This window comes from Ancylobacter polymorphus (assembly GCF_022836935.1).
In the GTDB taxonomy this organism is placed as follows: domain Bacteria; phylum Pseudomonadota; class Alphaproteobacteria; order Rhizobiales; family Xanthobacteraceae; genus Ancylobacter; species Ancylobacter polymorphus_A.
In genome coordinates, this window is sequence record NZ_CP083239.1 from 1,812,607 (window position 1) to 1,835,666 (window position 23,060).

29 protein-coding genes are annotated in these 23,060 nt (G+C 68.0%); 17 read left to right on the plus strand and 12 right to left on the minus strand.

Going from position 1 to position 23,060, the window contains the following annotated elements:
• The 12 genes from K9D25_RS08510 to K9D25_RS08565 form a co-directional block, all read right to left on the minus strand.
• Positions 1 to 759, minus strand: coding sequence for a flagellar biosynthetic protein FliR (locus K9D25_RS08510; protein WP_244450419.1), 759 nt, complete (start codon positions 757 to 759; stop codon positions 1 to 3).
• Positions 756 to 2,840, minus strand: coding sequence for a flagellar biosynthesis protein FlhA (gene flhA / locus K9D25_RS08515; RefSeq protein ID WP_244450420.1), 2,085 nt, complete (start codon positions 2,838 to 2,840; stop codon positions 756 to 758). The genes K9D25_RS08510 and flhA overlap by 4 nt, the downstream gene beginning before the upstream one ends.
• Before the next feature lie 6 nt (positions 2,841 to 2,846).
• Positions 2,847 to 3,113, minus strand: a complete 267-nt coding sequence (gene fliQ / locus K9D25_RS08520; RefSeq protein WP_244450421.1) for a flagellar biosynthesis protein FliQ — start codon at positions 3,111 to 3,113, stop codon at positions 2,847 to 2,849.
• Between the two features lie 3 nt (positions 3,114 to 3,116).
• Positions 3,117 to 3,512, minus strand: coding sequence for a flagellar hook assembly protein FlgD (flgD, locus tag K9D25_RS08525; RefSeq protein WP_244450422.1), 396 nt, complete (start codon positions 3,510 to 3,512; stop codon positions 3,117 to 3,119).
• Positions 3,513 to 3,574: 62 nt separating this feature from the next.
• The gene (gene flbT / locus K9D25_RS08530) at positions 3,575 to 3,973 is read right to left on the minus strand and encodes a flagellar biosynthesis repressor FlbT (RefSeq protein WP_244450423.1); all 399 of its coding nucleotides are present in this window, start codon (positions 3,971 to 3,973) and stop codon (positions 3,575 to 3,577) included.
• A 9-nt stretch (positions 3,974 to 3,982) separates the two neighbouring features.
• Complete coding sequence (flaF, locus tag K9D25_RS08535; protein WP_244450424.1) at positions 3,983 to 4,330, minus strand: flagellar biosynthesis regulator FlaF; 348 nt, start codon at positions 4,328 to 4,330, stop codon at positions 3,983 to 3,985.
• A gap of 16 nt (positions 4,331 to 4,346) precedes the next feature.
• A complete protein-coding gene (locus tag K9D25_RS08540; protein ID WP_244450425.1) occupies positions 4,347 to 5,396 on the minus strand; it encodes a flagellar hook-associated family protein in 1,050 nt (349 codons plus the stop codon).
• A gap of 3 nt (positions 5,397 to 5,399) precedes the next feature.
• Positions 5,400 to 6,854, minus strand: coding sequence for a flagellar hook-associated protein FlgK (gene flgK, locus K9D25_RS08545; RefSeq protein WP_244450426.1), 1,455 nt, complete (start codon positions 6,852 to 6,854; stop codon positions 5,400 to 5,402).
• Positions 6,855 to 6,861: 7 nt separating this feature from the next.
• Positions 6,862 to 8,118 (minus strand): flagellar hook protein FlgE, encoded by a 1,257-nt coding sequence (locus K9D25_RS08550; protein ID WP_244450427.1) that lies wholly within the window; start codon positions 8,116 to 8,118, stop codon positions 6,862 to 6,864.
• A gap of 89 nt (positions 8,119 to 8,207) precedes the next feature.
• On the minus strand, positions 8,208 to 9,530 hold the full coding sequence (gene fliI, locus K9D25_RS08555) for a flagellar protein export ATPase FliI (RefSeq protein WP_244450428.1): 1,323 nt from the start codon (positions 9,528 to 9,530) through the stop codon (positions 8,208 to 8,210).
• A gap of 1 nt (position 9,531) precedes the next feature.
• Positions 9,532 to 10,248: a flagellar basal-body rod protein FlgF gene (flgF, locus tag K9D25_RS08560; protein ID WP_244450429.1), complete on the minus strand. Its 717-nt coding sequence runs from the start codon at positions 10,246 to 10,248 to the stop codon at positions 9,532 to 9,534.
• A gap of 3 nt (positions 10,249 to 10,251) precedes the next feature.
• Positions 10,252 to 11,019, minus strand: a complete 768-nt coding sequence (locus tag K9D25_RS08565) for a DUF1217 domain-containing protein (protein WP_244450430.1) — start codon at positions 11,017 to 11,019, stop codon at positions 10,252 to 10,254.
• A gap of 138 nt (positions 11,020 to 11,157) precedes the next feature.
• On the opposite strand from K9D25_RS08565, the gene motA reads away from it, so the two are divergent.
• The 17 genes from motA (at position 11,158) to fliP (ending at position 22,835) form a co-directional block, all read left to right on the plus strand.
• Positions 11,158 to 12,042 carry a flagellar motor stator protein MotA gene (motA, locus tag K9D25_RS08570; protein ID WP_244450431.1) on the plus strand — a complete coding sequence of 295 codons (885 nt, stop codon included), beginning with the start codon at positions 11,158 to 11,160 and terminating at the stop codon, positions 12,040 to 12,042.
• A 4-nt stretch (positions 12,043 to 12,046) separates the two neighbouring features.
• Positions 12,047 to 12,991, plus strand: a complete 945-nt coding sequence (locus K9D25_RS08575) for a flagellar motor switch protein FliM (RefSeq protein ID WP_307021844.1) — start codon at positions 12,047 to 12,049, stop codon at positions 12,989 to 12,991.
• Positions 12,972 to 13,289, plus strand: a complete 318-nt coding sequence (locus K9D25_RS08580; protein WP_244450433.1) for a hypothetical protein — start codon at positions 12,972 to 12,974, stop codon at positions 13,287 to 13,289. Before K9D25_RS08575 ends, K9D25_RS08580 begins: the two co-directional genes overlap by 20 nt.
• Positions 13,286 to 13,618 carry a flagellar motor switch protein FliN gene (fliN, locus tag K9D25_RS08585; RefSeq protein WP_244450434.1) on the plus strand — a complete coding sequence of 111 codons (333 nt, stop codon included), beginning with the start codon at positions 13,286 to 13,288 and terminating at the stop codon, positions 13,616 to 13,618. Before K9D25_RS08580 ends, fliN begins: the two co-directional genes overlap by 4 nt.
• 15 nt (positions 13,619 to 13,633) lie before the next feature.
• Positions 13,634 to 14,653, plus strand: coding sequence for a flagellar motor switch protein FliG (locus tag K9D25_RS08590; RefSeq protein ID WP_244450435.1), 1,020 nt, complete (start codon positions 13,634 to 13,636; stop codon positions 14,651 to 14,653).
• 23 nt (positions 14,654 to 14,676) lie between these two features.
• Positions 14,677 to 15,753 (plus strand): EscU/YscU/HrcU family type III secretion system export apparatus switch protein, encoded by a 1,077-nt coding sequence (locus K9D25_RS08595; protein ID WP_244450436.1) that lies wholly within the window; start codon positions 14,677 to 14,679, stop codon positions 15,751 to 15,753.
• A complete protein-coding gene (locus tag K9D25_RS08600; RefSeq protein ID WP_244450437.1) occupies positions 15,740 to 16,198 on the plus strand; it encodes a hypothetical protein in 459 nt (152 codons plus the stop codon). The genes K9D25_RS08595 and K9D25_RS08600 overlap by 14 nt, the downstream gene beginning before the upstream one ends.
• Before the next feature lie 63 nt (positions 16,199 to 16,261).
• Entirely contained in the window at positions 16,262 to 16,645 is a 384-nt protein-coding gene (flgB, locus tag K9D25_RS08605) for a flagellar basal body rod protein FlgB (RefSeq protein ID WP_244450438.1), read from the plus strand.
• Entirely contained in the window at positions 16,645 to 17,064 is a 420-nt protein-coding gene (gene flgC, locus K9D25_RS08610) for a flagellar basal body rod protein FlgC (RefSeq protein ID WP_244450439.1), read from the plus strand. The genes flgB and flgC overlap by 1 nt, the downstream gene beginning before the upstream one ends.
• On the plus strand, positions 17,064 to 17,381 hold the full coding sequence (locus K9D25_RS08615) for a flagellar hook-basal body complex protein FliE (RefSeq protein ID WP_244450440.1): 318 nt from the start codon (positions 17,064 to 17,066) through the stop codon (positions 17,379 to 17,381). Before flgC ends, K9D25_RS08615 begins: the two co-directional genes overlap by 1 nt.
• A 96-nt stretch (positions 17,382 to 17,477) precedes the next feature.
• Positions 17,478 to 18,266, plus strand: coding sequence for a flagellar basal-body rod protein FlgG (flgG, locus tag K9D25_RS08620; RefSeq protein ID WP_244450441.1), 789 nt, complete (start codon positions 17,478 to 17,480; stop codon positions 18,264 to 18,266).
• Positions 18,267 to 18,281: 15 nt separating this feature from the next.
• Positions 18,282 to 18,878: a flagellar basal body P-ring formation chaperone FlgA gene (gene flgA, locus K9D25_RS08625; RefSeq protein WP_244450442.1), complete on the plus strand. Its 597-nt coding sequence runs from the start codon at positions 18,282 to 18,284 to the stop codon at positions 18,876 to 18,878.
• Positions 18,875 to 20,029 (plus strand): flagellar basal body P-ring protein FlgI, encoded by a 1,155-nt coding sequence (locus tag K9D25_RS08630; RefSeq protein WP_244450443.1) that lies wholly within the window; start codon positions 18,875 to 18,877, stop codon positions 20,027 to 20,029. Before flgA ends, K9D25_RS08630 begins: the two co-directional genes overlap by 4 nt.
• A gap of 33 nt (positions 20,030 to 20,062) precedes the next feature.
• Positions 20,063 to 20,806, plus strand: a complete 744-nt coding sequence (locus tag K9D25_RS08635) for a MotE family protein (RefSeq protein ID WP_244450444.1) — start codon at positions 20,063 to 20,065, stop codon at positions 20,804 to 20,806.
• Positions 20,803 to 21,534, plus strand: a complete 732-nt coding sequence (gene flgH / locus K9D25_RS08640) for a flagellar basal body L-ring protein FlgH (protein ID WP_244450445.1) — start codon at positions 20,803 to 20,805, stop codon at positions 21,532 to 21,534. Before K9D25_RS08635 ends, flgH begins: the two co-directional genes overlap by 4 nt.
• 12 nt (positions 21,535 to 21,546) lie before the next feature.
• Positions 21,547 to 22,050 (plus strand): flagellar basal body-associated FliL family protein, encoded by a 504-nt coding sequence (locus tag K9D25_RS08645; RefSeq protein ID WP_244450446.1) that lies wholly within the window; start codon positions 21,547 to 21,549, stop codon positions 22,048 to 22,050.
• Positions 22,047 to 22,835, plus strand: coding sequence for a flagellar type III secretion system pore protein FliP (fliP, locus tag K9D25_RS08650; protein ID WP_244450447.1), 789 nt, complete (start codon positions 22,047 to 22,049; stop codon positions 22,833 to 22,835). The genes K9D25_RS08645 and fliP overlap by 4 nt, the downstream gene beginning before the upstream one ends.
• Positions 22,836 to 23,060: the final 225 nt, after the last annotated feature.

The window sequence follows — 23,060 nt, forward strand, 5'->3', positions numbered from 1 at the left end:
TCAGCCTTTCACCAGCCAGGAGGCGAAGGCCTCCAGGAACATGCGCAGCACATCGTCTACCGTCGCATAGAGCAGCAGCAGCCCGCCGGCGGTGATGATGGGCATGGCAATGAAATAGACGGGAATCTGCGGGGTCAGCTTGTTGATGAGGCCGACCGCGAAGTTCACCACCACGGAATAGATGAGGAACGGGCTCGCCAGCCGCAGCGCCAGCAGGAAGGTGTCGGTGAGCCGGTCCACGACCAAAGCGAGCGAGGCGCCGGTCTGGAAGGTGCCGGCCGGCGGCAGACGCGCATAGGAATCGATGAGCGCGCGCAGGATTTCCCAGTGCTGTTCGGTGGCGAAGAGCAGGGCGACGGCGGACAGCGCCATCAGCGTGGCGATTTCCGGCACCTGGCCGCCTTCATCGTCCGCCATCATGCTGGAGGGGGTGGCGAGGCTCAGCGCCTGCGCCGCCGCCGTCATCAGCGTCTGCAGGGCGAGGAAGAAGATGCGCGCTAGCAGGCCGATAATGCCACCGGTGGCGAGTTCGCCGCCGATCGCCAGCAGGAGCTGGGCCTGCGACAGGCCGACCACGGTGCGGGCGATGCCGTCGCCCAGCAGCGGGGTGAGGGCATAGGAAATGCCCAGCGCCAGGAACAGCCGCACCTTGGCTGGCAGCCGGCTACTGGAAAAGGCCGGCATCAGCATGAAGCAGGCGCCGATGCGGCAGAAGATGAGGAACGCCGCGACGAGGGGCGCCTCCGCCGCGCTGTTCACGCGATGGCCCCGAGCGAGGAGATTTCCACCCCGCGGGCGATTTCCACATGCGAGAGCACCGGCAGCGCCGGGAACATGCGCTCGATGATCATCCGCACATAGGGCCGGGCGTCGGGGGCGGTGACGAGGGCGAAGCTGCCGGCGCTGCGCATGCGCTCGCGAATGGCGGTGGAGGCCTCGGTGCCGAACTGCTCGACAAGGCGGGGGTCGATGTCGAACTCCGCCACCTCGCCCTTGGCGTCGCGCTTCAGGCTCTCATGGAAGGTGAGGTCCCATTTGCCGCCGAGCCGCAGCACCTTCAGCACCCCGCCCTCGGAAAGATCGCCGCAAATCTGCTGCGCCATGCGCATGCGCACATGTTCCACCACCTGCTCGGAACGGCGGGCATGCGGCACGATCTCGGCGATGGCTTCGAGGATGAGGTGGAGATTGCGGATCGAGACGCGCTCGGCCAGCAGCAGCTTGAGCACCGCCTGCAGCCCGGAATAGGAAATCTGCGCGGGGCACATATCCTCGATCAGCCGCTTATATTCGGGATCGAGCCGGTCGAGCAGCGCGCGCATGTCCTTGTAGGACAGCAACTGCGCGAGATTGTTCGACACCACCTCGCTGACATGGGTGAGCATGATGGAGAGCGCGTCGATGGGGATGAAGCCCTCGCGCTTGACCTCGGCGGCATAGGCGTCCGACACCCACAGCGCCTTCATGCCGAAGGCCGGTTCGCGCGTCTCGTCGCCGGGCACGTCCGGGCGCGGGCCCTCGCCGATCACCACCAGCGCCTCGCCGATCCGCATCTCATGGCCGGTGATGGCGGTGCCGTGCAGCCGGATCTGGTAGTTCTTCGCCGGCAGGCCGAGCCCTTCCGTCACGCGGATGTCGGGCACCACGAAGCCGTAGCGCTCGGCGAATTTGCGCCGCATCTTGCCGATCCGGTGGGCGAGTTCGGCCGGGTTGCGCAGCACGAGGGTGGCGAGCTGCTTGCCGACCACCACCTCGACCTCAGCGGTGCGCAGCGATTCCTTGACCGAATCCTTGGCCTCGGCCGCGGCCTGCTGCTGCGCCTGCGCCGCCCGGGCCTGCTCGGCCTCCTTCTGGCGGGCGAGATGCTGCGGCACCTTGTAGCCGACAAAGGCCAGGATGGCGCCGAGCCCGGCGAAGGGGATCAGCGGCAGGCCGGGCACCAGCGCCAGGCAGAACAGCAGGGCGGCGGCGACATAGAGCGCGCGCGGATAGGCGCCGAGCTGGCCGAGCACCGCCTTTTCCGTGGCGCCGCGCGTGCCGCCCTTCGACACCAGCAGGCCGGCGGCGAGCGAGACGATGAGGGCGGGAATCTGCGAGACCAGCCCGTCGCCGACGGAGAGGCGGGTGAAGATGTCCGCCGCCTCGCGCAGCTCCATCTCGTGGCGGGTGACGCCGATGATGATGCCGCCGAAAATGTTGACGGCGATGATGATCAGGCTCGCCACCGCCTCGCCGCGGACGAATTTGGAGGCGCCGTCCATCGAGCCGAAGAAGGAGCTTTCCTCCTCCAGCTCGCTGCGCCGCTTCTGGGCTTCCTTGTCGTCGATGAGCCCGGCATTGAGATCGGCGTCGATCGCCATCTGCTTGCCGGGGATGGCGTCGAGGGTGAAGCGCGCGCCGACCTCGGCGATGCGGGTGGCGCCCTTGGTGATGACGAGGAAGTTGACGGTGATCAGGATGACGAAGACGACGATACCGATGACGAAATCGCCGCTCATCACCAGCTGCGAGAAGCCGCTGATGATGTGCCCGGCGGCGTGAACGCCCTCGCCGCCTTCCGCTAGGATGAGGCGCGTGGTGCCGATGCCCAGCGCGAGGCGCAGCAGGGTGGCGATCAGCAGCACGGTGGGGAAGGCGCTGAATTCCAGCGGCTTCTGGATCCACAGCGCCACCATCAGGATCAGCACCGAGAGCGCGATGGACAGCGCCAGCCCGAGATCGATGAGCGGGGCCGGAATCGGCAGGAACAGGATGGTGAGAATGGCGACGATGCCCGCCGCGAAGCCTATGTCGCGCCGGGAGGCGCGCTCAGTGGCGGGGGCGGCGGTCAGGGCGCTCATGATGCATCAGAATCCGGTGCCGATGCGGCCATAGACCTCCTGCGTGAAGGCGAGGATCTGCTGGCCGACGAAGGTGGCGGTGAGGGCGGTGACGACGAGCACCGCGATGATCTTCGGGATGAAGGTGAGGGTGACTTCCTGCACCTGCGTCAGCGCCTGGAACAAGGCGACGCCGATGCCGACCAGCATCGCCGCCGCGACCGCGGGGCCGGACGCGATGATGATGGTCCAGATGGCGGACTGGACGATATCGAGAGCGTCGGCCTCGTTCATCGCTCAGGCGATCCGGATGCCGGAACCGAGGGTGATCTCCCGCCCGTCGGTGAGGGTGGCGACCGGCGCTTCCGAGGTGATGCGCACCGAGGCCACCTGCCCGGTCACGCTGCCATCGGCGCTGGTGACGGTGCGCCCGACGGCGGCATCGGCGATCTGCAGCGCGGAGGAGGTGAGCAGCCGGTCGAGCTTGGCATTGGCCGAGACGCTCTGTTCCACCTGCGAGAAGGAGGCGAGCTGGCCCAGATACTGGGCGCTGTCCATCGGCTTGGTCGGGTCCTGCGTCTTCATCTGGGCGACGAGCAGCTGCAGGAAGGCGCTGTAATCGAGCGTGCTGCCACCCGACTTGGCCGGCGCGGCCGCGCTGGTGCTGCCACCGAGGGCGTTGATGCTGGTCATGGCGGAACTCCCTTGGGGCCGCGCGGAAAATCCGGCGGCGGTGGCGCGGCGCGGAAAAAGCCCTAGGCGGCCCGGGGCGCGTCGCAGCCGAGGATGGTCTCCTCGACCAGGAACAGGCGGCGGATGGAGCGCAGCGCGTCGAAATAGCGGCCGGTATCGACGAGATCGCCGATCTGGGTCAGCGCGGCGACCATCGACTCGGTGCGGAAGGAGACGACGAGCGCGGCGAGCTGCTCGCGGAACAGGCGCTGCGCCTGGTTCATGCGGTGCGGCTCGATCAGCATCATCTGCACCACGAAATAGAGCTGGCGCAGCGGCGTGGTGGTGTCCTCGACCTGGAGCACATGGCTTTCCAGCAGGAAGGCCACGTCATTCATCAGCTCGACGGTCACCCGGCGGTCGACGCGGATGACGGCGCCGTTGAGGAACAGGCGTTCACCGGGCTTGAGGGAAATCTGCATCGCCGCGCCTCACATCAGCCCGTCGCGGATGGAACGGTTGACCTCGATGAGGGCGGCGAAATTGGAGGAGCGCTCCTGAACGATCTGGTCCGCCTCCTTGATCACCCACAGGCCGATGGAGATCAGGTTGCCGCGCAGTTGCTCGGCCAGCTCATTATGCGGATCGCTGAGGTCGCGGATGAGGAAGCCCCAGAGCTTCTGGAGATAGAGCACCGCCTCGGCGGCCTCCGGCGAGGACGGGCCGTTGGCCTGGGCGCGCGTCAGCATGTCGATGGCGCGGTCGAGCGCGATGCGTTCCTCGTCCCGGGCTTCGGCAGCGGAATCGCCGAGTATCTCGGCATAGGAGAAGCGGTACATCTTTAGACCTTTCGTCCTAGACGTAGTCCATGATGGACAGTTTAAGTATTCGCGCGGTCAGCGAGTACGACATCTCGACCTGGGTGGTCATGGTGTCGAACCGCGTCTTGGCTTCGGCGGGGTCGACGGCTTCGAGCACGTTGAGGCGGCGATCCGTGGCGTCGATGGCGCTACGCATCAGGGTGTCGGCGGCTTCGATGCGGCTCTGGGCGGAGCCGACCCGGGTCGATATGTCGGTGACGCCGGAAATGGCGCTGCCGAGGAGACCACGGGTCTTGTCGAGCACGGTGTTCAGCGCGTCGCCCTTGAGCCCGGCGCCTCCCAGCGTCGCCATCATGGTGTATGCCATGGCGAGCTTGCGCATGGCTGGCTCATTGGCGCTGGCGCCGACCTCGATCTGGGCGGTGGAGGAAATGGCGGCGCGGCGGTTCTCGCTGCTGGCGTCCGACCAGGTGGCGCTCCAGCCCGGCTCCTCGAAGGAGGCGGCGAAGGTGGTGTCGATGAAGTCGGCGAGGTCGGCGACGGGGATCTGCGCCACGGCCGGATCCTTCATCGGATTGGCGGGATCGAGCCCGAAGCGGGCGGCGAAGGCCCCTTTTATCGCCGCCTCCGGCCCCTCGTCGAAACCGGCCATCGGCTTGGTGCCGCTGTTGAGCCCGCCGAAGAGATAGCGCCGGCCATCGGTGAGGTTGAGCGTCGAGGTGAGGGCATCGAGGGCGGAACGGCCCTGCGCCGCCAGCACGCCGGCGCCGCTATTGGCGTCGGAAATACCGACCATGGCGCTGAGGAAACGGTCGGCCTGGCCGCGAATGTCGTCGAGCGCGGTCTGGGTGCGGTCGAGCACGGCGCCGGTCGAGGCGTTGCCGTCGATGAGGCTCTGCAGCGAGGTCTGGTCGCGGCGCAGGGTGAGGTTCTCGCCGACCGCCACGCCGAGATCGCGGCCGATATCGGCCCGCCGGCCAGTGGTGAGTTCCTGGCTCGCCTTGGCGAGCTCGCTCTGCAGCCGGGGCAGGGCGGCGCGCGGGGCGCTGTTGAGTGTGAGGGTGGAGATGAAGCTGGAATGCATCGCTTACCTCAGAGCCTGGAAGAGCGCGTCATAGAGGCTGCTGACCACGGCAATGAGCTTGGACGAGGCCTGGTAGCTGCGTTCGAGGTCGAGCTGCCGGGCATATTCGTCGTCCATATTGATGCCGGTGGCGTTGGACAGCGCCGAGGAGGCATGGGCGAGCAGGGCGGTCTCGCTTTCCGTCTCCCGCGCCGCCACCTGCCGCTGGCCTTCCAGCCAGCCGGTGGAGGCGGCGGCGAAATCGGCCATGGTGGAGCGCGCGGGAATGCCGGAGGCGGGGTCGAAATCGCGCACCTCGGCCAGCGCGGCGGCGCCTGCCTGCAGATGGGCGCCGAAGCTCGGCTGGCCGCCCGTATTGACCACATAGGCCGCGCCGTTGATGCCGCCGTCGCGCAGCCGGCTCGGGCTGCCGCCCTGCGCGGGATCGACCGCCGGATTGACGGTGAGGCGCGCGGCAAGGCCGGTGGGGCCCGCCGGCAGGTTCGCCGTGCCATCGGTGAACAGGCCGGGCGCGTCGGGCGCGCCGCCGCCGGTCTGGTCCTTCTCGGCAAAGGCCTGGGTGAGGCCGAAGGCGAGGGAGTCGAGCTGCGTCTCCAGCGTCACGGCGGTGCGGTCGCGCAGTTCGGCGAGGCCGGCGATCCGGCCGGAGCGCAGCGGCATGGTGGCGTCGGCGCCGGTGACGCTTACGCCGTCCACCATCACCGCCTTGCCGGCCATGCCGGCGGCGAGCACCGGCGTGGTGGCGAAGCTGACCGTGCGCGGCGTGGTCTCGAACAGGGTGGCGCCGCCATCGGTGTAGAGCACGAGGTCGTTATTGCCGCGCGAGACGGCGGTGACGCCCATTTCCTCGGCGAGGCTGGCGAGCAGCGTGTCGCGCCGGTCCATGGCATCGCTGACATCGCGCCCGGCGCCGGTGCCGCGCACCACCGTGTCGTTCTCGGCGGCGAACTGCTTGAGCAGATCGTTGACCCGCGCCACCGAGCGCGCCATGCCGCTGTCGGCCTCGGAGCGGACGGTACGCACGGTGGCAGCCGCGCTGTTGAGCGTGGTGGCGAGGTCCTGCGCCATGGTGACGGTGCGGGCGCCGAGCGCGGGATCGTCCGGGGCGTTGGCGAACTGGGCGAGCGCGTCGCCGAGCGCGCCAAGGCGTGCCGCCGGCGAATTGTCGCCGGTGACATCGCCCATGCCGGTGCGCAGCCGGTCGAGCCCGTCCAGCACCGCCTGCCGGTCGGCCGCGTTCGAGGTCGCGCCGAGCATGCGCGTATAGAGCGGTCCGTCGCTCGCCCGCGACACGGTGACGACATAGGCCCCGCCGGTCGCTTCCGTCGTGGTGACGGCGATCTTGCGCGAGGAGCCCGGCTGACCCGCATTGGCGATGTTGCGGGTCGTCGTCTCGATCTGCGTCGAGGTCGCCGCGAGCGAGGCGCGGGCGGTGTTGAAGGCGAGCGACAGGCTCATCGGCGTATCACCGCTTCAGGCTCATCAGCACGTCGAGCAGTTCGGAGCCGGTCTGGAACACCTTGGAGTTGGCGGTATAGTCGCGCTGGGCGCTGATCATCTCGGTCAGCTCGGACGCCATGTCGACATTCGAGCGCTCGGTCGCGCCGGACACCATGGAGCCGAGCCCGCCCTCATTGGCGAAGCCGATCTGCAACCCGCCCGATTCCCGCGTCGTCTCGAACACATTGCCCGCCTTGGGCGTGAGATTGTCCGGGCTGGTGACGAAGGCGAGGGGGATCTTGTAGAGCGGCGACTTGCGCCCGTTGAGATCGACGGCGGAAACGACACCGTCCTTGTCGATGGTGACGCTCGACACTGAGCTCGGGGCGTTGCCGTCCACCGTGGCGTTGAGCGGGGTGTAGCGGTCGGCCAGCTGGGTCATGCCGGTGAGGTCGAGCGTCAGCGTCTGGCCGCCCGGCACGTTCAGCGATGTGGTCGGGGCGGAGGTGAGGTTGCCGAGCGCGTCGAAATCCAGCGTCTGGGTGGACAGCGGGGCGCTGGCATAGGGGAAGCCACCGCCCGCTGCCGCATCGGCGCGGTCGAACGTGGTCATTTCCCAGGCGATCGGGCTGTCGCTGGTCTTGGTGAGATAGATGTCGATGGTGACCTCGCTGCCGAGATTGTCGAAGGTCACCAGCGAGGATTTCTGCGAATAGTTCGAGCCGGCGACGTTGGCCGCCGGGGTGCTGCCCGTCACCGCCGTGTCGGCGGCCGGCAGATTGGCGGCGAAGGCGCCGTCGCGCGAGGGATTGGCGGCGAGCCGCACATCGGCGACGCGCACGGGCTTCAGCCCGCCGGCGCCGTTCAGCACCACATTGGGATCGCCATTGGTGATGTCGTAGCCCATCAGCGTGAAGCCGGCGGTGTTCACCAGATTGCCGGAGGAGGCATCGACGGTGAAGGAGCCGGCGCGGCTGAGATAGGACGTGCCGTTGGGATCGGAGACCAGGAAGAAGCCGTTGCCCTGGATGCCGAGATCGGTCGCGGAGGTGGAATAGTTGAACGCGCCCTGCTGGCTCACCGCGTAGCGCACGCTGGTGTTGACCGCGCCGGAATTATATTCGCCGGGCCCGCTCTGCAGCAGCAGGCTGGAGAATTCGGTGGACGCGCGCTTGTAGCCGGTGGTGCCCGAATTGGCGATGTTGTCGCCGATGGTGCCCAGCTTGTTGGACTGCGCCGCCATGCCGGACACACCGGTCCGCATCATGCCATAGAGGCTCATTTCATCACTCCTCGGTGTCGTTGCCGCAGTTGACCCTGTCTGGCTTGCGCGAGACTGGCGTGCGTGGGGCGTGGCGCGGCCGCGTTGGGCTAGCCGCGGATCGCCTGCGCGAGTTCGGCGAAGGGCTCGCGGCTCGGCGGTGCGTCGGCATATTGCGACAGTGCCTCATAGATGCGCGGCACCACCTTCACCGCTTGGTCGAGCTCGGGGTCGGCGCCGGGGTGGTAGCCGCCCATCAGCCGAAGGTCGCGCGTGTCCTCGAAGCGGGCGATGAGGCTGCGCAGGCGGCGGATCAGGTCGCGCTCCTCCGGGCTCCACACGAGATCGGCGAGGCGCGAGACCGAGCGCAGGACATTGACGGCGGGAAAGCGGCCCTGGTCGCCGATCGCGCGGTCGAGCACGATATGGCCATCCAGCGTGCCGCGCACCGCGTCGGCCACCGGGTCGTTATGGTCGTCGCCGTCGACCAGCACCGAGAAGATGGCGGAGATCGCCCCCTTGCCCTCCGGCCCCGGCCCGGCACGCTCCAGCAGGCGCGGCAGGGTGCTGAACACGCTCGGCGCATAGCCGCGCGCCACCGCCGGTTCGCCGGCCGCCAGCGCCACGTCGCGCGCGGCATGGGCGTAGCGCGTGACGCTGTCGATGATGAGCAGCACCTGCTCCCCACGGTCGCGGAAATATTCCGCCACGGCGAAGCCGGCGCGCGGCGCGAGGCGGCGCATCATCGCGCTCTCGTCGCTGGTGGCGACCACCACGACCGAGCGGTGGCGGTTGGGCGCCAGCGGACCTTCGAGGAATTCGCGCACCTCGCGCCCGCGCTCGCCGACCAGCGCGACGACGATGGTGTCGAAGCCCTCGCAGCGCGCCAGCATGGCGAGCAGGGTGGACTTGCCGACGCCCGAGCCGGCGAAGATGCCGATACGCTGGCCCTCGACCATGGGGGTGAACAGGTCGATCACCCGCACGCCGGTGCGCAGCGGCTTGTGGATGCGCGCCCGGCTCATCGCTTCCGGCGGGTCGGCCTCCAATTCGCGCGCCTCGTCGCCGAGGGTGAGCGGGCCGAGCCCGTCCAGCGGCTGGCCGAGCGCGCCGATCACCCGGCCCTTCCACTCCTCATGCGGGCGGAAGGCGAGGGGGCGGGCGCGGTGCGCCGGCGCGCCGAGGCCGATCGGCACCCGCTCGTCGAACGGCTTCACCGTGGCGCCGCCCTCGTCGAGCCGCACCACCTCGCCGATCAGGTTTCGGCCATTGGCCTCCACCGACACGCAGGCGCCGAGGGTGAGATGGGAGGACAGGCCCGAGACGCGGAAATGCGTCGGCGTGACCTCGCGCACCGTGCCGGAGACGCGCACGAAGGGCAGATCGTCGAGCCCGGATTGAACCGCGGCTTCCAGCCGCGCCAGCGCGTTCATCTCAGGACGGCCCCAGCGTGCGGATGGTCTCCGAGGTCTGGTCCTCGCTCTGCTGCACCGCCTGGGCCGCCATCTCGAAGGTGCGCTGCACGGCGATGAGCCGCGTCATCTCCTGGATCGGGTCGACATTCGAGCCCTCGACATAGCCCTGGCGCACGCCGAGGCTGGAAAAGTCCTGCACCGGCAGGCCGGGGCGGTCGGGGATCACCGCATTGCCCTGGCGGGTCAGCTTGGCACCGGCCGGCAGGGTGAACAGGCCGAGCGTGCCGACGCGGTTGGCGCCCTGGGTCATCGCGCCGTCGGCGCCGATGCGGATCTCGCCGCCGGCGGGGTCGACAAGCATCGCGGTGCCGCCGGCATCGAGCACCGGCAGGTTGTCGACGGTCAGCAACTCGCCGGTCGCGGCGATGTGCAGGCGCCCGTCGCGCGTATAGGCCCGCCCATTCGGGGTCTGCACCGCGAACCAGGCGTCGCCCTGCGGCGCCACGTCGAGCGGGTTGCCAGTGTAGTTGACGGGTCCGGCGGCGAGCGAGGTGTAGGTCTCGCCCTCGGAGACGAAGGCCACTTCCTGGTCGCCGGCGGTCGAGAGCAGTCGCTCGAACTTGATCGACTCGGCGCGGAAGCCGGGGGTGCTCATATTGGCGATGTTGTTGGCGATGGTCGCCATGCGCCGTTCGGTGGCGACCTGCGCCGCCAGCGGGACGTAAAGGCTCGGCATGGATCAGCCTCCATATTTGAGGTTCAGCAGCGCCATGCCGGTGCGCATGCCGACGCCATTGGCCGGAAACAGCGCCAGCGTCGGCGAGGCGGCGACGCCCTGGTCGGCATCCCAGCGCGCGGTGAAGCGGCGAATCAGCCGGTCGAGCTTGGTCGGGTCCTGCAGATCGGCGAGCTTGAGGCGCTGGGTGACGGCGGTGGCCTGCTTCTCGATGTCGGCGGAGGCCATGGCGGTGGGAAAGCCGTAGACGGTCTTCAGCACCTTCCACAGCGCGGGATCGGCGAGCAGCCCATAGGCCGACTTCACCTTGGGCGCCTCGCGCTGGAAATAAAGCGCGAGCCGCACGCCCTCATTCTCCGCCCCGGCATCGACTTCGAGCTTCTGGCGCACATAGGCGTCGACCACCTCCTGCCGCGCCGCCGGGCGCGTCGTGGTGAGCGGGCCGTAATTGTCGAAGTCGAACGCCTTGGCGAAGGCGGTGAAGCGCTCGTCATTCAGCCGGTTGGCGAAGGATTTGGGGTCGACGATGCCCTCGGTCAGCACCTTGCGCATATAGCCCTTGGCATAGGCCATGTCGCCGAGCCCGAAGGCGTTCATCGCATAGGTGAAGACGCGGGTGTTCTTGAGGAAGGCGTCGACCGTCTTGATCTTCGGGATGGTTGCGAGGAAGTACTTGGTTTCCAGCGCCACCGAGGGCTCCGCCGCCTTCAGCGAGAGCGTGCGGGTCATGTTGCGCGTGAGCGACTGGAAGGTCGCAAAGGTGGTGGTCATGGCGGTTCCCGGCTCCGGTCCGGCCGCCACCCTGGCGCGGCAAGCTTGCGCCGGGCTTCCGCGCCGTCCGGCCGGGCAGGGCCAGCCTCGCGCAATCTTGCTTGCCTAGACCCTCAGCCAACAACGGAGGGGTCGGCATTGTTCATTCTGATTGGCATCGTCCTGGGGTTTGCCTCGATCGGAGGCGGCTTCGTCGCGATGGGCGGCCATCTCGAAGTGATTTGGCAACCCTTTGAATATGTTATTATTTTCGGGATCGCGTTTGCCACCTTCCTCATCGCCAATCCGATGTCCACCGTCAAGGACACCGGCAAGGCGCTGGGTCAGGCCTTTGCCGGCAAGGCGCCCAAGCGCAAGGATTTCCTCGGCCTGCTCGGCCTTCTCTATGCGCTGATGCGCGAATTGCGCACCCGTCCGCGCAATGAGGTCGAAGGTCATATCGACGACCCCGCCAACTCCGCCCTGTTCCAGCACTTCCCGGACATTCTCAAGGACAAGGAGCTGACGCAGTTCATCTGCGACTACGCGCGGCTCATCGTCATCGGCAATGCCCGCTCGCACGAGATCGAGGGGCTGATGGAACAGGAAATCTCGACCATCAAGAAGTACAAGACCAAGCCGGCCGGGGCGCTCAGCACGGTGGCCGAGGGCATGCCGGCCATCGGCATCTGCGCGGCGGTGCTCGGCATCGTCAAGGCGATGGGCGCCATTGACCAGTCGCCGGAAATCCTCGGCCACTACATCGCCTCGGCGCTCGTCGGCACGCTGATCGGTATCTACACCTCCTACGCGATCCTCGGGCCGATGGCGCATTACATCAAGATCATGCGCGAGAAGCAGGTCCAGCCCTACATCATCGTGAAGCAGTCGCTCATCGCCTACATGAACGGGGCGCTGCCGCAGATCGCGCTCGAACACGGGCGCAAGACCATCTCCTCCTCCGAGCGCCCGAGCATCGACGAAGTGGAAGCCGAGGCGATTTCCAACGTGCCGAACCTCACGGCCGTTCCCCAGGCAGCCTGATCACATGAACATGCGCGCCACTCCCTCCGCCGGCACGCCGGCCGATATTCGCGACCTTCTGCTCGACGCTGCCGGGCTCTCGCTCGACAAGCTGCCGATGCTGCATGTCATCTTCGACCGCATGGCGACGCTGTGCGCGGAGAGCCTGCGCCAGCTGGCCTCCTCGCAGGCCTATTACTCGCTGAGCCAGGTCGAGAGCGGGCGCATCGGCGACGTGCTCGACAGCTATGAGGGCATGGCGATCGTCGGCGTGTTCCACTCCCCGGAATGGGACAGCCACGTCATTGTCGGCTTCGACCGCGACTTCGTGTTCAGCATGGTCGAAGTGCTCTTCGGCGCCGACGGCTCCGAGCCGCCGGTCGATGACGAGCGCTCCTTCTCCAATATCGAGCTGCGCATCGCCATCGCCTTGTTCGAACAGGTGGCCAAGGCGCTCCAAGGCAGCTTCGCGCTGGTGAGCCAGGTGAGCTTCAAGTTCCAGCGCCAGGAAACCCGCATGGATTTCGCGGTGGTGGGCCGGCGCAACAACCTCGCCATCTGCGCGAAATTCCTGCTGCAGGCGCTCAATCGCGGCGGCGAGATGTTCGTGCTGATCCCGCAGGGCGCGCTCACCCCGCTGCGCCAGCAGCTCGCCAGCACCACCGCCGGCGAATCCTCCCCGCGCGACCCGATCTGGACCAAGCACATTCGCGGCGAGGTGCAGCGCACCGAGGTGCGGCTGCGCGCGGTTCTGGAAGAGCGCGAGATCACGCTCGGCGACGCCGCGCAGCTGGAAGTCGGCCAGATTCTGCCGCTGCAGGCGACGCCGCGCAGCCGGGTCAAGCTGGAGAGCGTCGAGCAGCCGCTGTTCTGGTGCAGCCTCGGGCAAGCTGAAGGGTCTTATGTGCTGCGTATCGAAGAGGCGGTCGACCTCGATCAGGAGTTCATCGATGACATTCTCCCCCGCTGAGGCGGTGCTGTTCGTGGCGCTCGTGGTGACGAGCGGTTGCGTCGTGCTGATGTATCGCAAGCTCAATGAGCTCTCGACGGTCGGGCGCCACTACCGGCTGGCGCTGCATGACAGCGCCGCGGCGCTGGGCGAGGCGCGCGATGCCGTCGCCCTGCTCAACAATGACAGCCGCGAGCTGATTTCGGCGCTGTGCACGCGCATCGGCGAGGCGGAGGCGCTGGTCGCCCGGCTGGACCGCGCCCGCGCCGAGGCTGCCGCCGTTCTCCCCACCTCCGTTAACAAGGACCCGCGCGGATGAGCCACGAAACCTTCGCCCCGGAAGTGCTGTCGGCCAGCGGCACGGTTGAGGAAAGCTTCGGCGGCCGTGGCCTCGAATCGCTGCTGCGCGTGCCGGTCACGCTGCAGGTGGTGCTGGGCTCGGCGCACCTGCCGGTGGCGCAGCTGATGAAGCTCGGCCGTGGCGCCATCGTGCCGCTCGACCGCCGCGTCGGCGAGCCGGTCGACATCGTCGTCAATGGCCGCATCATCGCCCGCGGCGAAGTCGTGGTGGTGGACGAGGACAATTCCCGCTTCGGCGTGTCGCTGACCGAGATCGTCGGCGCGTCCGGTGGCGATCTCTCGCGCTGAGACGGTTGAGCGCGCATGTCCGCCGTCACCCGGGTGGCCCGCCCGCTACAGGGTTCCGACCGCGTCGCCGCCCTGCTCATGACCATGGGCCGGCCGGTGGCGGCGCGGCTGATGAAGCACTTCCAGCCCGAGGAGATCAAGGCGATCACCCGCGCCATCGCGGAGATGCGCCCGGTCTCGACCGCGCAGGTCGAACTCGCCATCGAGGAATTCGCCACCCAGTTCGTCGCCGGCGCAAATGTGGTCGGCTCGCCCAGCGATGTGGAGCGGCTGCTCGACGGGGTTCTGCCCCCCGAGCAGATCTCCGCGATCATGACCGACATTCTCGGCTCGACCAATCACAGTATCTGGGACCGCATTTCCGGGGTCGCCGAAGGTACGATCGCCGCCTATGTGATCAAGGAACACCCGCAGATCGCGGCGCTGATCCTGTCCAAGGTCAAGCCGTCCTGCGCCGCCAAGGTGCTCGGCCATCTGCCCGAGGCGATGCGCAACGCCGTGATGCGCCGCATGCTCGGCTTCAAGCCGATCGTCGACGAGACGATGCGGATCATCGAGAACACCATCCATGAAGACTTCATGGTGAACCTCGCCCGCAATGCGGGCGCCGACACCCATGCGCGCATCGCCGACATCATCAACAAGATGGAGCGCGACGATATGGAGAACGTCCTCTCCAGCCTTGCGAGCACGCGGCCGAAATCGGCGGAAATCCTCAAGGGGCTGCTGTTCACCTTCGACGACATCATCTCGCTGCCGCCGCGCGCCCGCACGGCGCTGTTCGACCAGGTGCCGAACGACCGCACGGTGATGGCGCTGAAGGGCACGGACCCGCAGTTCCGCGAGATCATCCTGCAGTCGCTCGGCTCGCGCGTGCGGCGCATGGTCGAGCAGGAACTCACGAGCAGCGAGCCGGCCTCGCACCGCGACGTGCACGAGGCCCGCCGCGCCATCACCGACATGGCGCTGGAAATGGCCGGGCGCGGCGAGATCGAGCTCAACGCCGGCGGCGAGGACGAAGCCTATGTGCGCTAGGTCAGGCCACCCCGGGGGCCGCCATGTCCGAGGATAATGACAAGGAGAGCAAAACCGAGGAGGCGAGCGAGAAGAAGATCTCCGACGCGCTGGAAAAGGGACAGGTTCCGTTTTCGCGCGAAGCCCCGCTCTTCGCCTCGCTGCTCGGCATTCTCGTCAGCCTCTCCTTCTTCGCCGGTCCGCAGGTCACGCTGCTGACCGAGGGAATGGCGCGGCTGATCGACAATCCCGGCGGCTTCCGCATCGCCGGCAGCGAGGACGCGCTGGAGCTGTTCTGGCTCGCCTTCGGCCTTGCCGCCCGCTTCCTGCTGCCGATCGCGCTGGTGCTCGCCGCCTTCGGCCTCGTCGCCTCGCTGGCGCAGAACATGCCGCGCTTCGTCGGCGAGCGCATTCGCCCGCAATGGTCGCGCGTCTCGCCGGCCTCCGGCTTCACCCGCATTTTCGGCCGGCACGGCCAGGTCGAATTCCTGAAATCGCTGTTCAAGTTCGGCGCCGTCGCGGCGATCTGCGTCATGCTGCTGCTCTCCGCCAAGGACAGCATCATGGGCGCCATGTCGAGCGACCCGACGCTCGTTCCCTCCATGCTGCTCGGCCTCGCGGTGCGGCTGGTCTCCGCCGTCTGCGTCGCCACCATCGCGCTGGTGTGCATCGACCTCGTCTGGTCGCGGCTGAGCTGGCGCGCGGAACTGCGCATGACCAAGCAGGAGGTGAAGGAGGAGTTCAAGCAGGCCGAGGGTGACCCGATCGTCAAGGCGCGCATGCGCTCGCTGGCGAAGGAACGCGCCCGCCACCGCATGATGAGCGCGGTGCCGCGGGCCTCGCTCGTCATCGCCAACCCGACCCATTACGCCATCGCCCTGCATTATGACCGGGTGAAGGGCGGGGCGCCGCTGGTGCTGGCCAAGGGCGTCGACCTGATCGCCCTGAAGATACGCTCCATCGCCGAAACGTCCGGCGTGCCTGTGGTGGAGGACCGCGCGCTGGCGCGGGCGCTCTATGAGGCGGTGGAGGTCGACCAGTGGATTCCGGCGGAGTTCTACCGCCCGGTCGCCAAGATTCTCTTCTTCATCTACTCGCGAGGCCAAAATGCGCGGAAATGAGGGGCCTTGCCGTCTCGACATCGCCAGCCTGCCGGAACTGGCGCTGCTCACCTATGAAAAACGGCTGGCCGAGGCGCTGCGCGGTTTTCTCACCGAGCTGTGCCTGACCAATGCCGGGGTGGTGATGGCCTATATCAACAGCGGCCAGGACAGTAATATCGACGACCTCATCGCCTCCTCGGCCGAGCTGTTCCTCAAGCCGGGCCAGCTCAGCTATGACCGCCACGCGGTGATCGAGAGCGACTGGGGCGCGCCGCCGCATGTCTCCCTCGCGCTCAGCTTCCGCCAGCCGGCGATGACGACGGCTTTTCATGTGGTCTTCGACGAGAACTCGGTCGGCGTGCATATCGACGCCATCGAATTCGCCACCGCGGCGGGTTCGGAGAGCGAGAATCTGCGCCGCTTCGAGGCGGCGCTGGCGGCGGCCCGGCTCAGCGAGCACTGAACGCTCCAGCCTCGTGCAAGGTTCTGGTCCTACGGTCCGCGGGTCGAAATGCGGAGCCCCCCCTTGGACAAGATATTCCTGTTCGATCTCACCGCCCGCCACGCCGAATGGGCGTCGGTGCGGCAGGCGACGATCGCCGCGAACATCGCCAATGCCAATACGCCGGCCTACCGGGCGGCGGATGTCGAGCCGTTCTCGACGGTGCTGGACCGCACCCATCTCACCCAGGTGCGCACCTCCGCCGGCCATCTCTCTCCGGCAGGTGCCGAGGCGATGCGGGCCGAAGTGAAGCCGGCGGACAGCTGGGAAGTCTCCGACTCCGGCAACACGGTGAGCCTCGACCAGCAGATGGTCAAAGCCGCCGACACCAACGCGGCCTTTACCTTGAACACGAGCGTCGTGCGCGCCTTCCACCGCATGGTGCTCGCCAGTGTGAGGAACGCCTGATGATCGATTCCCTGAAATCCATCTCCACCATCGCCAGTTCCGGCATGGAGGCGCAGTCCACCCGCATGCGGGTGGTGTCCGAGAACCTCGCCAATGCCCGCTCCACCGGCACCACGCCCGGTGCCGACCCCTACCGCCGCAAGACGGTGCATTTGGGCGTGCCGGAAGGCCTGAGCGCCGGGCCGGGTGTCGCCATTCGCGCCATCGGCACCGACGACACCACGCCCTTCACCATCGAGCACGACCCCGGCAACCCGGCCGCCGATGCCGACGGCAATGTGAAGCTGCCCAATGTGAATGTGCTGATGGAGATGGCGGACCTGCGCGAGGCCGGCCGTTCCTATTCCGCCAATCTCCAGATGATGAAGCAGGCACGCTCGATGATCTCCATGACCATCGATTTGTTGAGGGCCGGGTGATGATGGACGCGCTCAATTCGATCTCCACCCTGCGCGGGGTGGGCGGCACCGCCTCCACGGCGGCCAGCTCCGCCGCCTCGGCGGTTCGGCCGGCGGCGGGCACCGGCTTTTCCGACATGCTGGCCGACATCTCCGGCCAGGCGGTCAGCTCGTTGCAGGGGGCGGAAGCCGCCGCCATCACCGGCCTGCAGGGCAAGGCCTCCGTGCAGCATGTGGTGCAGACCATCATGGCGGCCGAGACCACGCTGCAGACCGCGCTGGCGGTGCGCGACAAGGTGGTCGCCGCCTATCAGGAAATCTCGCGGATGGCGATCTAGCGCCGCCCGCGACACCTCGTTCCGCCCCCTGTTTCCCGCATCCCCGGCGGGCGGCGCCGTCGCCGCGCTGTCCGCGGCTGCCCCGAGGACGCCGACATGAAAGCACTGGCCATCGCCGCCACCGGCATGAGCGCGCAGCAGACCAATGTCGAGGTGATCGCGAACAACATCGCGAACATCAACACGACCGGCTTCAAGCGCGCCCGCGCCGAATTCTCCGACCTGCTCTACCAGGCCGAGCGCGCCCAGGGCGTGCCCAATGCGGAAGGCGGCCTGCCGATCCCGGAGGGGGCGCTCATCGGCCTCGGTGTGCGCACGCTCGGGGTACGCAACCTGCACCAGCAGGGGCCGCTCGCCCAGACCGGCAACCCGCTGGACATGGCGATCAACGGGCGCGGCTGGTTCCAGATCACCGGCCCGACCGGCGAGACGCTCTATACGCGCGCCGGCTCCTTCAGCAAGGGACCGGCCGGCGAACTGGTGACCAATGACGGCTATGTCGTGCAGCCGGCCATCACCTTTCCCGCCGACACTACCGAGATCGTCATCAACGAGACCGGCAACATCTACGCCAAGACCCCGGCGCAGGCGGACCCGCAGCTTCTCGGCCAGCTCAGCCTCGCCAATTTCGCCAATGATGGCGGGCTGGAGCCGATCGGCAACAATCTCTACCGCGAGACCGCCGCCTCGGGCCAGCCGGTCACCGGCGTCGCCGGCGATGCCGGCTTCGGCAAGATCCACCAGGGCTATCTCGAAGGCTCGAATGTCGATCCGGTGAAGGAAATCACCGAGCTCATCACCGCGCAGCGCGCCTATGAGATGAACTCCAAGGTGATCCAGGCCGCCGACGAGATGGCGGCGACGGTTGCCAAGGGCATCCGCTAAACAAGGACATCCGCGATGAATCGGCTGCTGCCGGGGGGCGTGCGCGCCCTCGCCCTTTCCTGCGCCGTTCTGTCGGCCACGCTGCCGGCCTTGGAGCAGGCCCTGGCGCAGGCTCCGGCCACTGCGCGCCAGCGGCCGATCGCCGACACGGTGTCCGGCCTCGACGCGCCACCCGCGCCGGCCCCAGTTTCGCCCGCGCCGGCAGCCGTCGCCGCGCCGGAGCAGATCAGCCTGCCGGTCGCCGCGACCAATATCGCGCCGGGCGAGACCATCACCGCCGCCATGCTCGGCGAGCGCGCCTTCCCGGTTTCGATGGCGCACCAGTACCCGCTGGCGGTCACTCCGGGCCAGCTGGTCGGCAAGGTGGCGCGCCGCCCGCTGGCGGCCGGCAACGCCATTCCCGTCGCCGCCGTCGCGGAGGCTCAGCTGGTGACGCGCGGCGTCGCCACCGAACTGCGCTTCGAGCAGGACGGGCTCAGCATCCGCGCGATCGGCGTGCCGCTCGAATCCGGCGCGCTCGGTGCCATCGTGAAGCTGAAGAACGCCGACAGCGGCAAGGTCGTCGCCGGCATCGTCCAGGCCGACGGCTCGGTCAAGGTGACCGCGCCATGATCGGCTGGACACGGCGCCTGAGGTGCGGGCGCGGCCTGTGCGCGCTGCTGCTGCTGCTCGCCTTCGCCCCGGCGGCCGGGGCGGCGACCCGCATCAAGGACATTACCAGCGTGCAGGGCGTGCGCGACAACCAGCTGATCGGCTACGGCCTCGTCATCGGGTTGCAGGGCACGGGCGACACGCTGCGCAACTCGCCCTTCACCGAGCAGGCGATGCAGTCCATGCTCGACCGGCTGGGCATCAGCACGCGCGGCGTGCCGCTGCGCTCGCGCAACGTCGCGGCGGTGGCGGTGACCGCAAATCTGCCCTCCTTCGCCGGGGTCGGCGGGCGCATCGATGTCAATGTCGCCTCGCTCGGCGACGCTACCTCGCTCAAGGGCGGCACGCTGCTCATCACCCCGCTGAACAGCGCCGACGGCCAGACCTACGCCGTGGCGCAGGGCCAGCTCGCCGTTACCGGCTATGTCGCCGCCGGCGAGGCCGAGAGCGTGACCCAGGGCGTGCCCACCGCCGCGCGCATCCCCAATGGGGCGCTGGTGGAAAAGCCGGCGCCGGGGGAGCTGGCGGAGCTGCCGCAATTCGTGCTGGAGCTGAACAACCCCGACTTCGCCACCGCCGCCCGGGTGGCCGACGCCATCAATGCCCGCTTCGGCAACAATGTCACCGACAATGGCAAGATCGGCGGCCCGGTGCGCCCGACGGCGCTGGCGCGCGACCAGCGCTCCATTGTCGTGCTGCGGCCCCCGCGCATCAGCGCCGCCCGCTTCCTCGCCATGGTCGGCGATCTCGCGGTGCAGACCGACGCGCCTGCCCGCGTGGTCATCGACCAGCGCTCCGGCACGGTGGTGATCGGGCGCAACGTCAAGATCTCCACCGTCGCGGTCACGCAGGGCAATCTCACCGTGCGGGTCACCGAGACGCCGCAGGTCTCCCAGCCCGCGCCGTTCTCCTATGGCGAGACGGTGGTGGTGCCCAATACCGAGGTCCAGGTCGAGCAGGATGGCGGCTACCTCAGCGTGGTGCGGGGCCCCGATCTCGACACCCTCGTGCAAGGTCTGAACCGTATGGGAATGAGGCCGACGGACATCATCTCGGTCCTTCAGGCGATCAAGACAGCCGGCGCCCTGCAAGCCGAGCTGGTCATCCAGTAAGCGCCGCAGGGCGCATCGGCCGGGAGTTCCCGCATGAGCATGATACTGGTCGTCTCGCATCTCGCCGCCCTCGCCGTGGGCTGCCTGCTCGGGCTGCTTTCCGCCGCCCTCTGCTTCGCCGCCCGCGACAGCGAGCCCGGCGGCGAGGATAGCGAAGCGGAGGCGATGGGCTGGACAGTGCCCGCCCGCCGCCTGCCATTGCCGCGGCGCGACGGCAGCGCCGGTATCGTCAAGGCGCTGGTGATCGTCGCGCTCGCCCTCGGCACCAGCTTTCTCGGTGCGATGAGCCTGCGGGCGGAGACGGCGCCAGCTCCCGAGGCCGCAGCGCCCATCGTCGCCTCACGCCCGGCGCCGCCGGCGCCCAAGGGCGACAACGCCGATCAATATTGCGAGGCGATGGTCGACGCGGTGCGTGATGCCCGCTTCGCCCGCCAGCGGGCGGCGCTCGCCGCGCTGGAAAAGGATATCGAGGATCGGATCGCCCGGCTGGAGGCCAAGCGCGCCGAATTCGAGAAATGGCTGACCCGGCGCGAGGATTTCCTCAACAAGGCGGACGCGGCGGTGATCTCGGTCATCTCGCAGATGCGCCCCGACGCCGCCGCCGCGCAGCTCACCATCATGGGCGACGACCCCGCCGCCGCCATCCTCGCCAAGCTGAACCCGCGCGTCGCCAGCGCCATTCTCAACGAGATGGACCCGGCCCGCGCCGCTCGCCTCACCGGCGTGATGGTGGGAATCGCCAAGCGCCCGCCGCCCCCGGATGGAAAATCATCGTGACACGTACCCGTTCGACGCTTCCCCTCACGGTGTCCCTCCTCGCGCTCGCGCTGGGCGGCTGCCAGAAGACCTATGACAGCCTCGCCTTCGGGCCGAGCCTCACCCCGGTCGGCTACGGCATCAACCAGCCGACCGACCCCATTCCCATGAGCTTCCCCGCGCCGCCCAAGCGCAGCTTCGCCTCGACCTGGGACCAGGGCACGCAGAGCATCTATCGCAGCATCCGCGCCAGCAAGGTCGGCGATGTGGTGACGGTGACCATCGCCATGAACGACATGGCGCAGTTCGACAACCAGACCGACCGCTCGCGCAAATCCGCGCAGCAGGCCGGGCTCGATGTCGCCGTCGCCGCCGAAGGCTTCGGCTGGAGCGGGGCGGCCGGCTCGGCCAATGGCAGCCTCACCATGAATTCAGACACCGCCGCCAAGGGCAAGGGCTCGATCGACCGCTCGGAAAAGCTGCAGGTCCAGATCGCGGCGGTGGTCACTGACGTTCTGCCGAACGGCAATCTCATGATCAGCGGCTCGCAGGAAATCCTGGTGAACTACGAAGTCCGCGTGCTCAACGTCGCCGGCATGGTCAATCCGCTCGATATTTCCGGCCGCAACCTCATCTCCTACGACAAGATCGCCGAAGCCCGCATCTCCTATGGTGGACGCGGCCGGCTCATGGATGTGCAGCAGCCCGCTTGGGGCCAGCGCATCTATGATGTCGTGGCGCCGTTCTGACGGGGGCGGGCCATGGCAGCCAAGGCAGCCGCCGTCAAAGGCGACGACAAGAAAAGCGGCGGCGGGCTGATCGTCCCGCTGGCCATCCTCACGCTCCTCGCCGCCGGCGGTGGCGGCGGGCTCGGCATCCAGCTCGCCACCAGCGTCGAGAAGACGGTGAGCGAGAAGGCGAAGGAGAAGCCGCCCGAGCCCGACACGCCGCCGCTGAAATATGCCGGCACGGATGTGGTGATGGAGCCGATGAAGGCGATCGTCTCCAATCTCGCCGCGCCGTCGCAGACCTTCGTGCGTATCGAGGCCGCAATCATCTTCAAGAAGGACGCGCTGCCCGACCCGAAGATCGCTATCGCACAGATCCGCGACGACATCATGGGGTATCTGCGCACGCTCTCGCTCAGCCAGCTGGAAGGGCCGAGCGGGCTCCTGCACCTGCGCGAGGATCTGACCGAGCGCGCCAAATTGCGCACCGAGGGCAAGATCGACGAACTCATCATCGAGACGATGGTGGTGCAATGAGCGCGTTCTCCCGCCGTTTCGCCCGCCCCCTCGCGGTGGCCGGCCTCGCCGCCGCCGGCCTTTTCGCCAGCGTCGTCCTCGCCGCGCCGGCCTTCGCCCAGTCGCTGCCGGGGTTGAACGACCTGCTCCAGCAGTCCGGCGGCGGGGCGGCAAGCGGGCGCATCGTGCAGATGATCGCCCTGCTGACCGTGTTGTCGGTGGCGCCGGGGCTGCTCATCACCGTCACCAGCTTCACCCGGCTGGTCATCGCCTTGTCCTTCCTCCGCTCGGGGCTCGGCTTGCAATCGACGCCGGCTAATCTTGTGCTGATCTCGCTGTCGCTGTTCATGACCTTCTATGTCATGGGCCCGACCTTCGACCGCGCCTGGCAGCAGGGCATCCAGCCGCTGACCGAGGGCCAGATCACCGAGCAGGAGGCGCTGACGCGGGTGGCGGCGCCGTTCCAGGACTTCATGATGTCGCAGGTGCGCCCCAAGGACCTGCAGACCTTCGCCGACCTCGCCGCCGCCAACGGCCAGGCGCCGGCGGCGACGGAGGACAAGGTGCCGCTGCGCATCCTCATCCCCGCCTTCATGATTTCCGAGCTGCGGCGCGGCTTCGAGATCGGCTTCCTGATCATGCTGCCCTTCCTGATCATCGACATGATCGTGGCGACGCTGGTCATGTCCATGGGCATGATGATGATGCCGCCAGCGGTCATCGCCCTGCCGTTCAAGATCCTGTTCTTCATCCTGATCGACGGCTGGAATCTTCTGGTGGGCGGGCTGGTGCGTTCGTTCTACTGACGCACTTCATAGACCGACGGATTGACAACAATAGCGGGGCGGATCGCGCGAGCGGGCCGCCCCGTCGGCGTTTTGCCGGCTTCGCATCGCGCTGTCAGGCCCCGTGACGGATGCAAGCCTCGCGCAAGCTTGCCGTGCGAGGGTGGCGTCATGGCAGATTGATTGCCCGCCCGCTTTGGGCCGGCACTCGGATCGCGCTCTCGGGCCCGATCATCAAAGGCATGA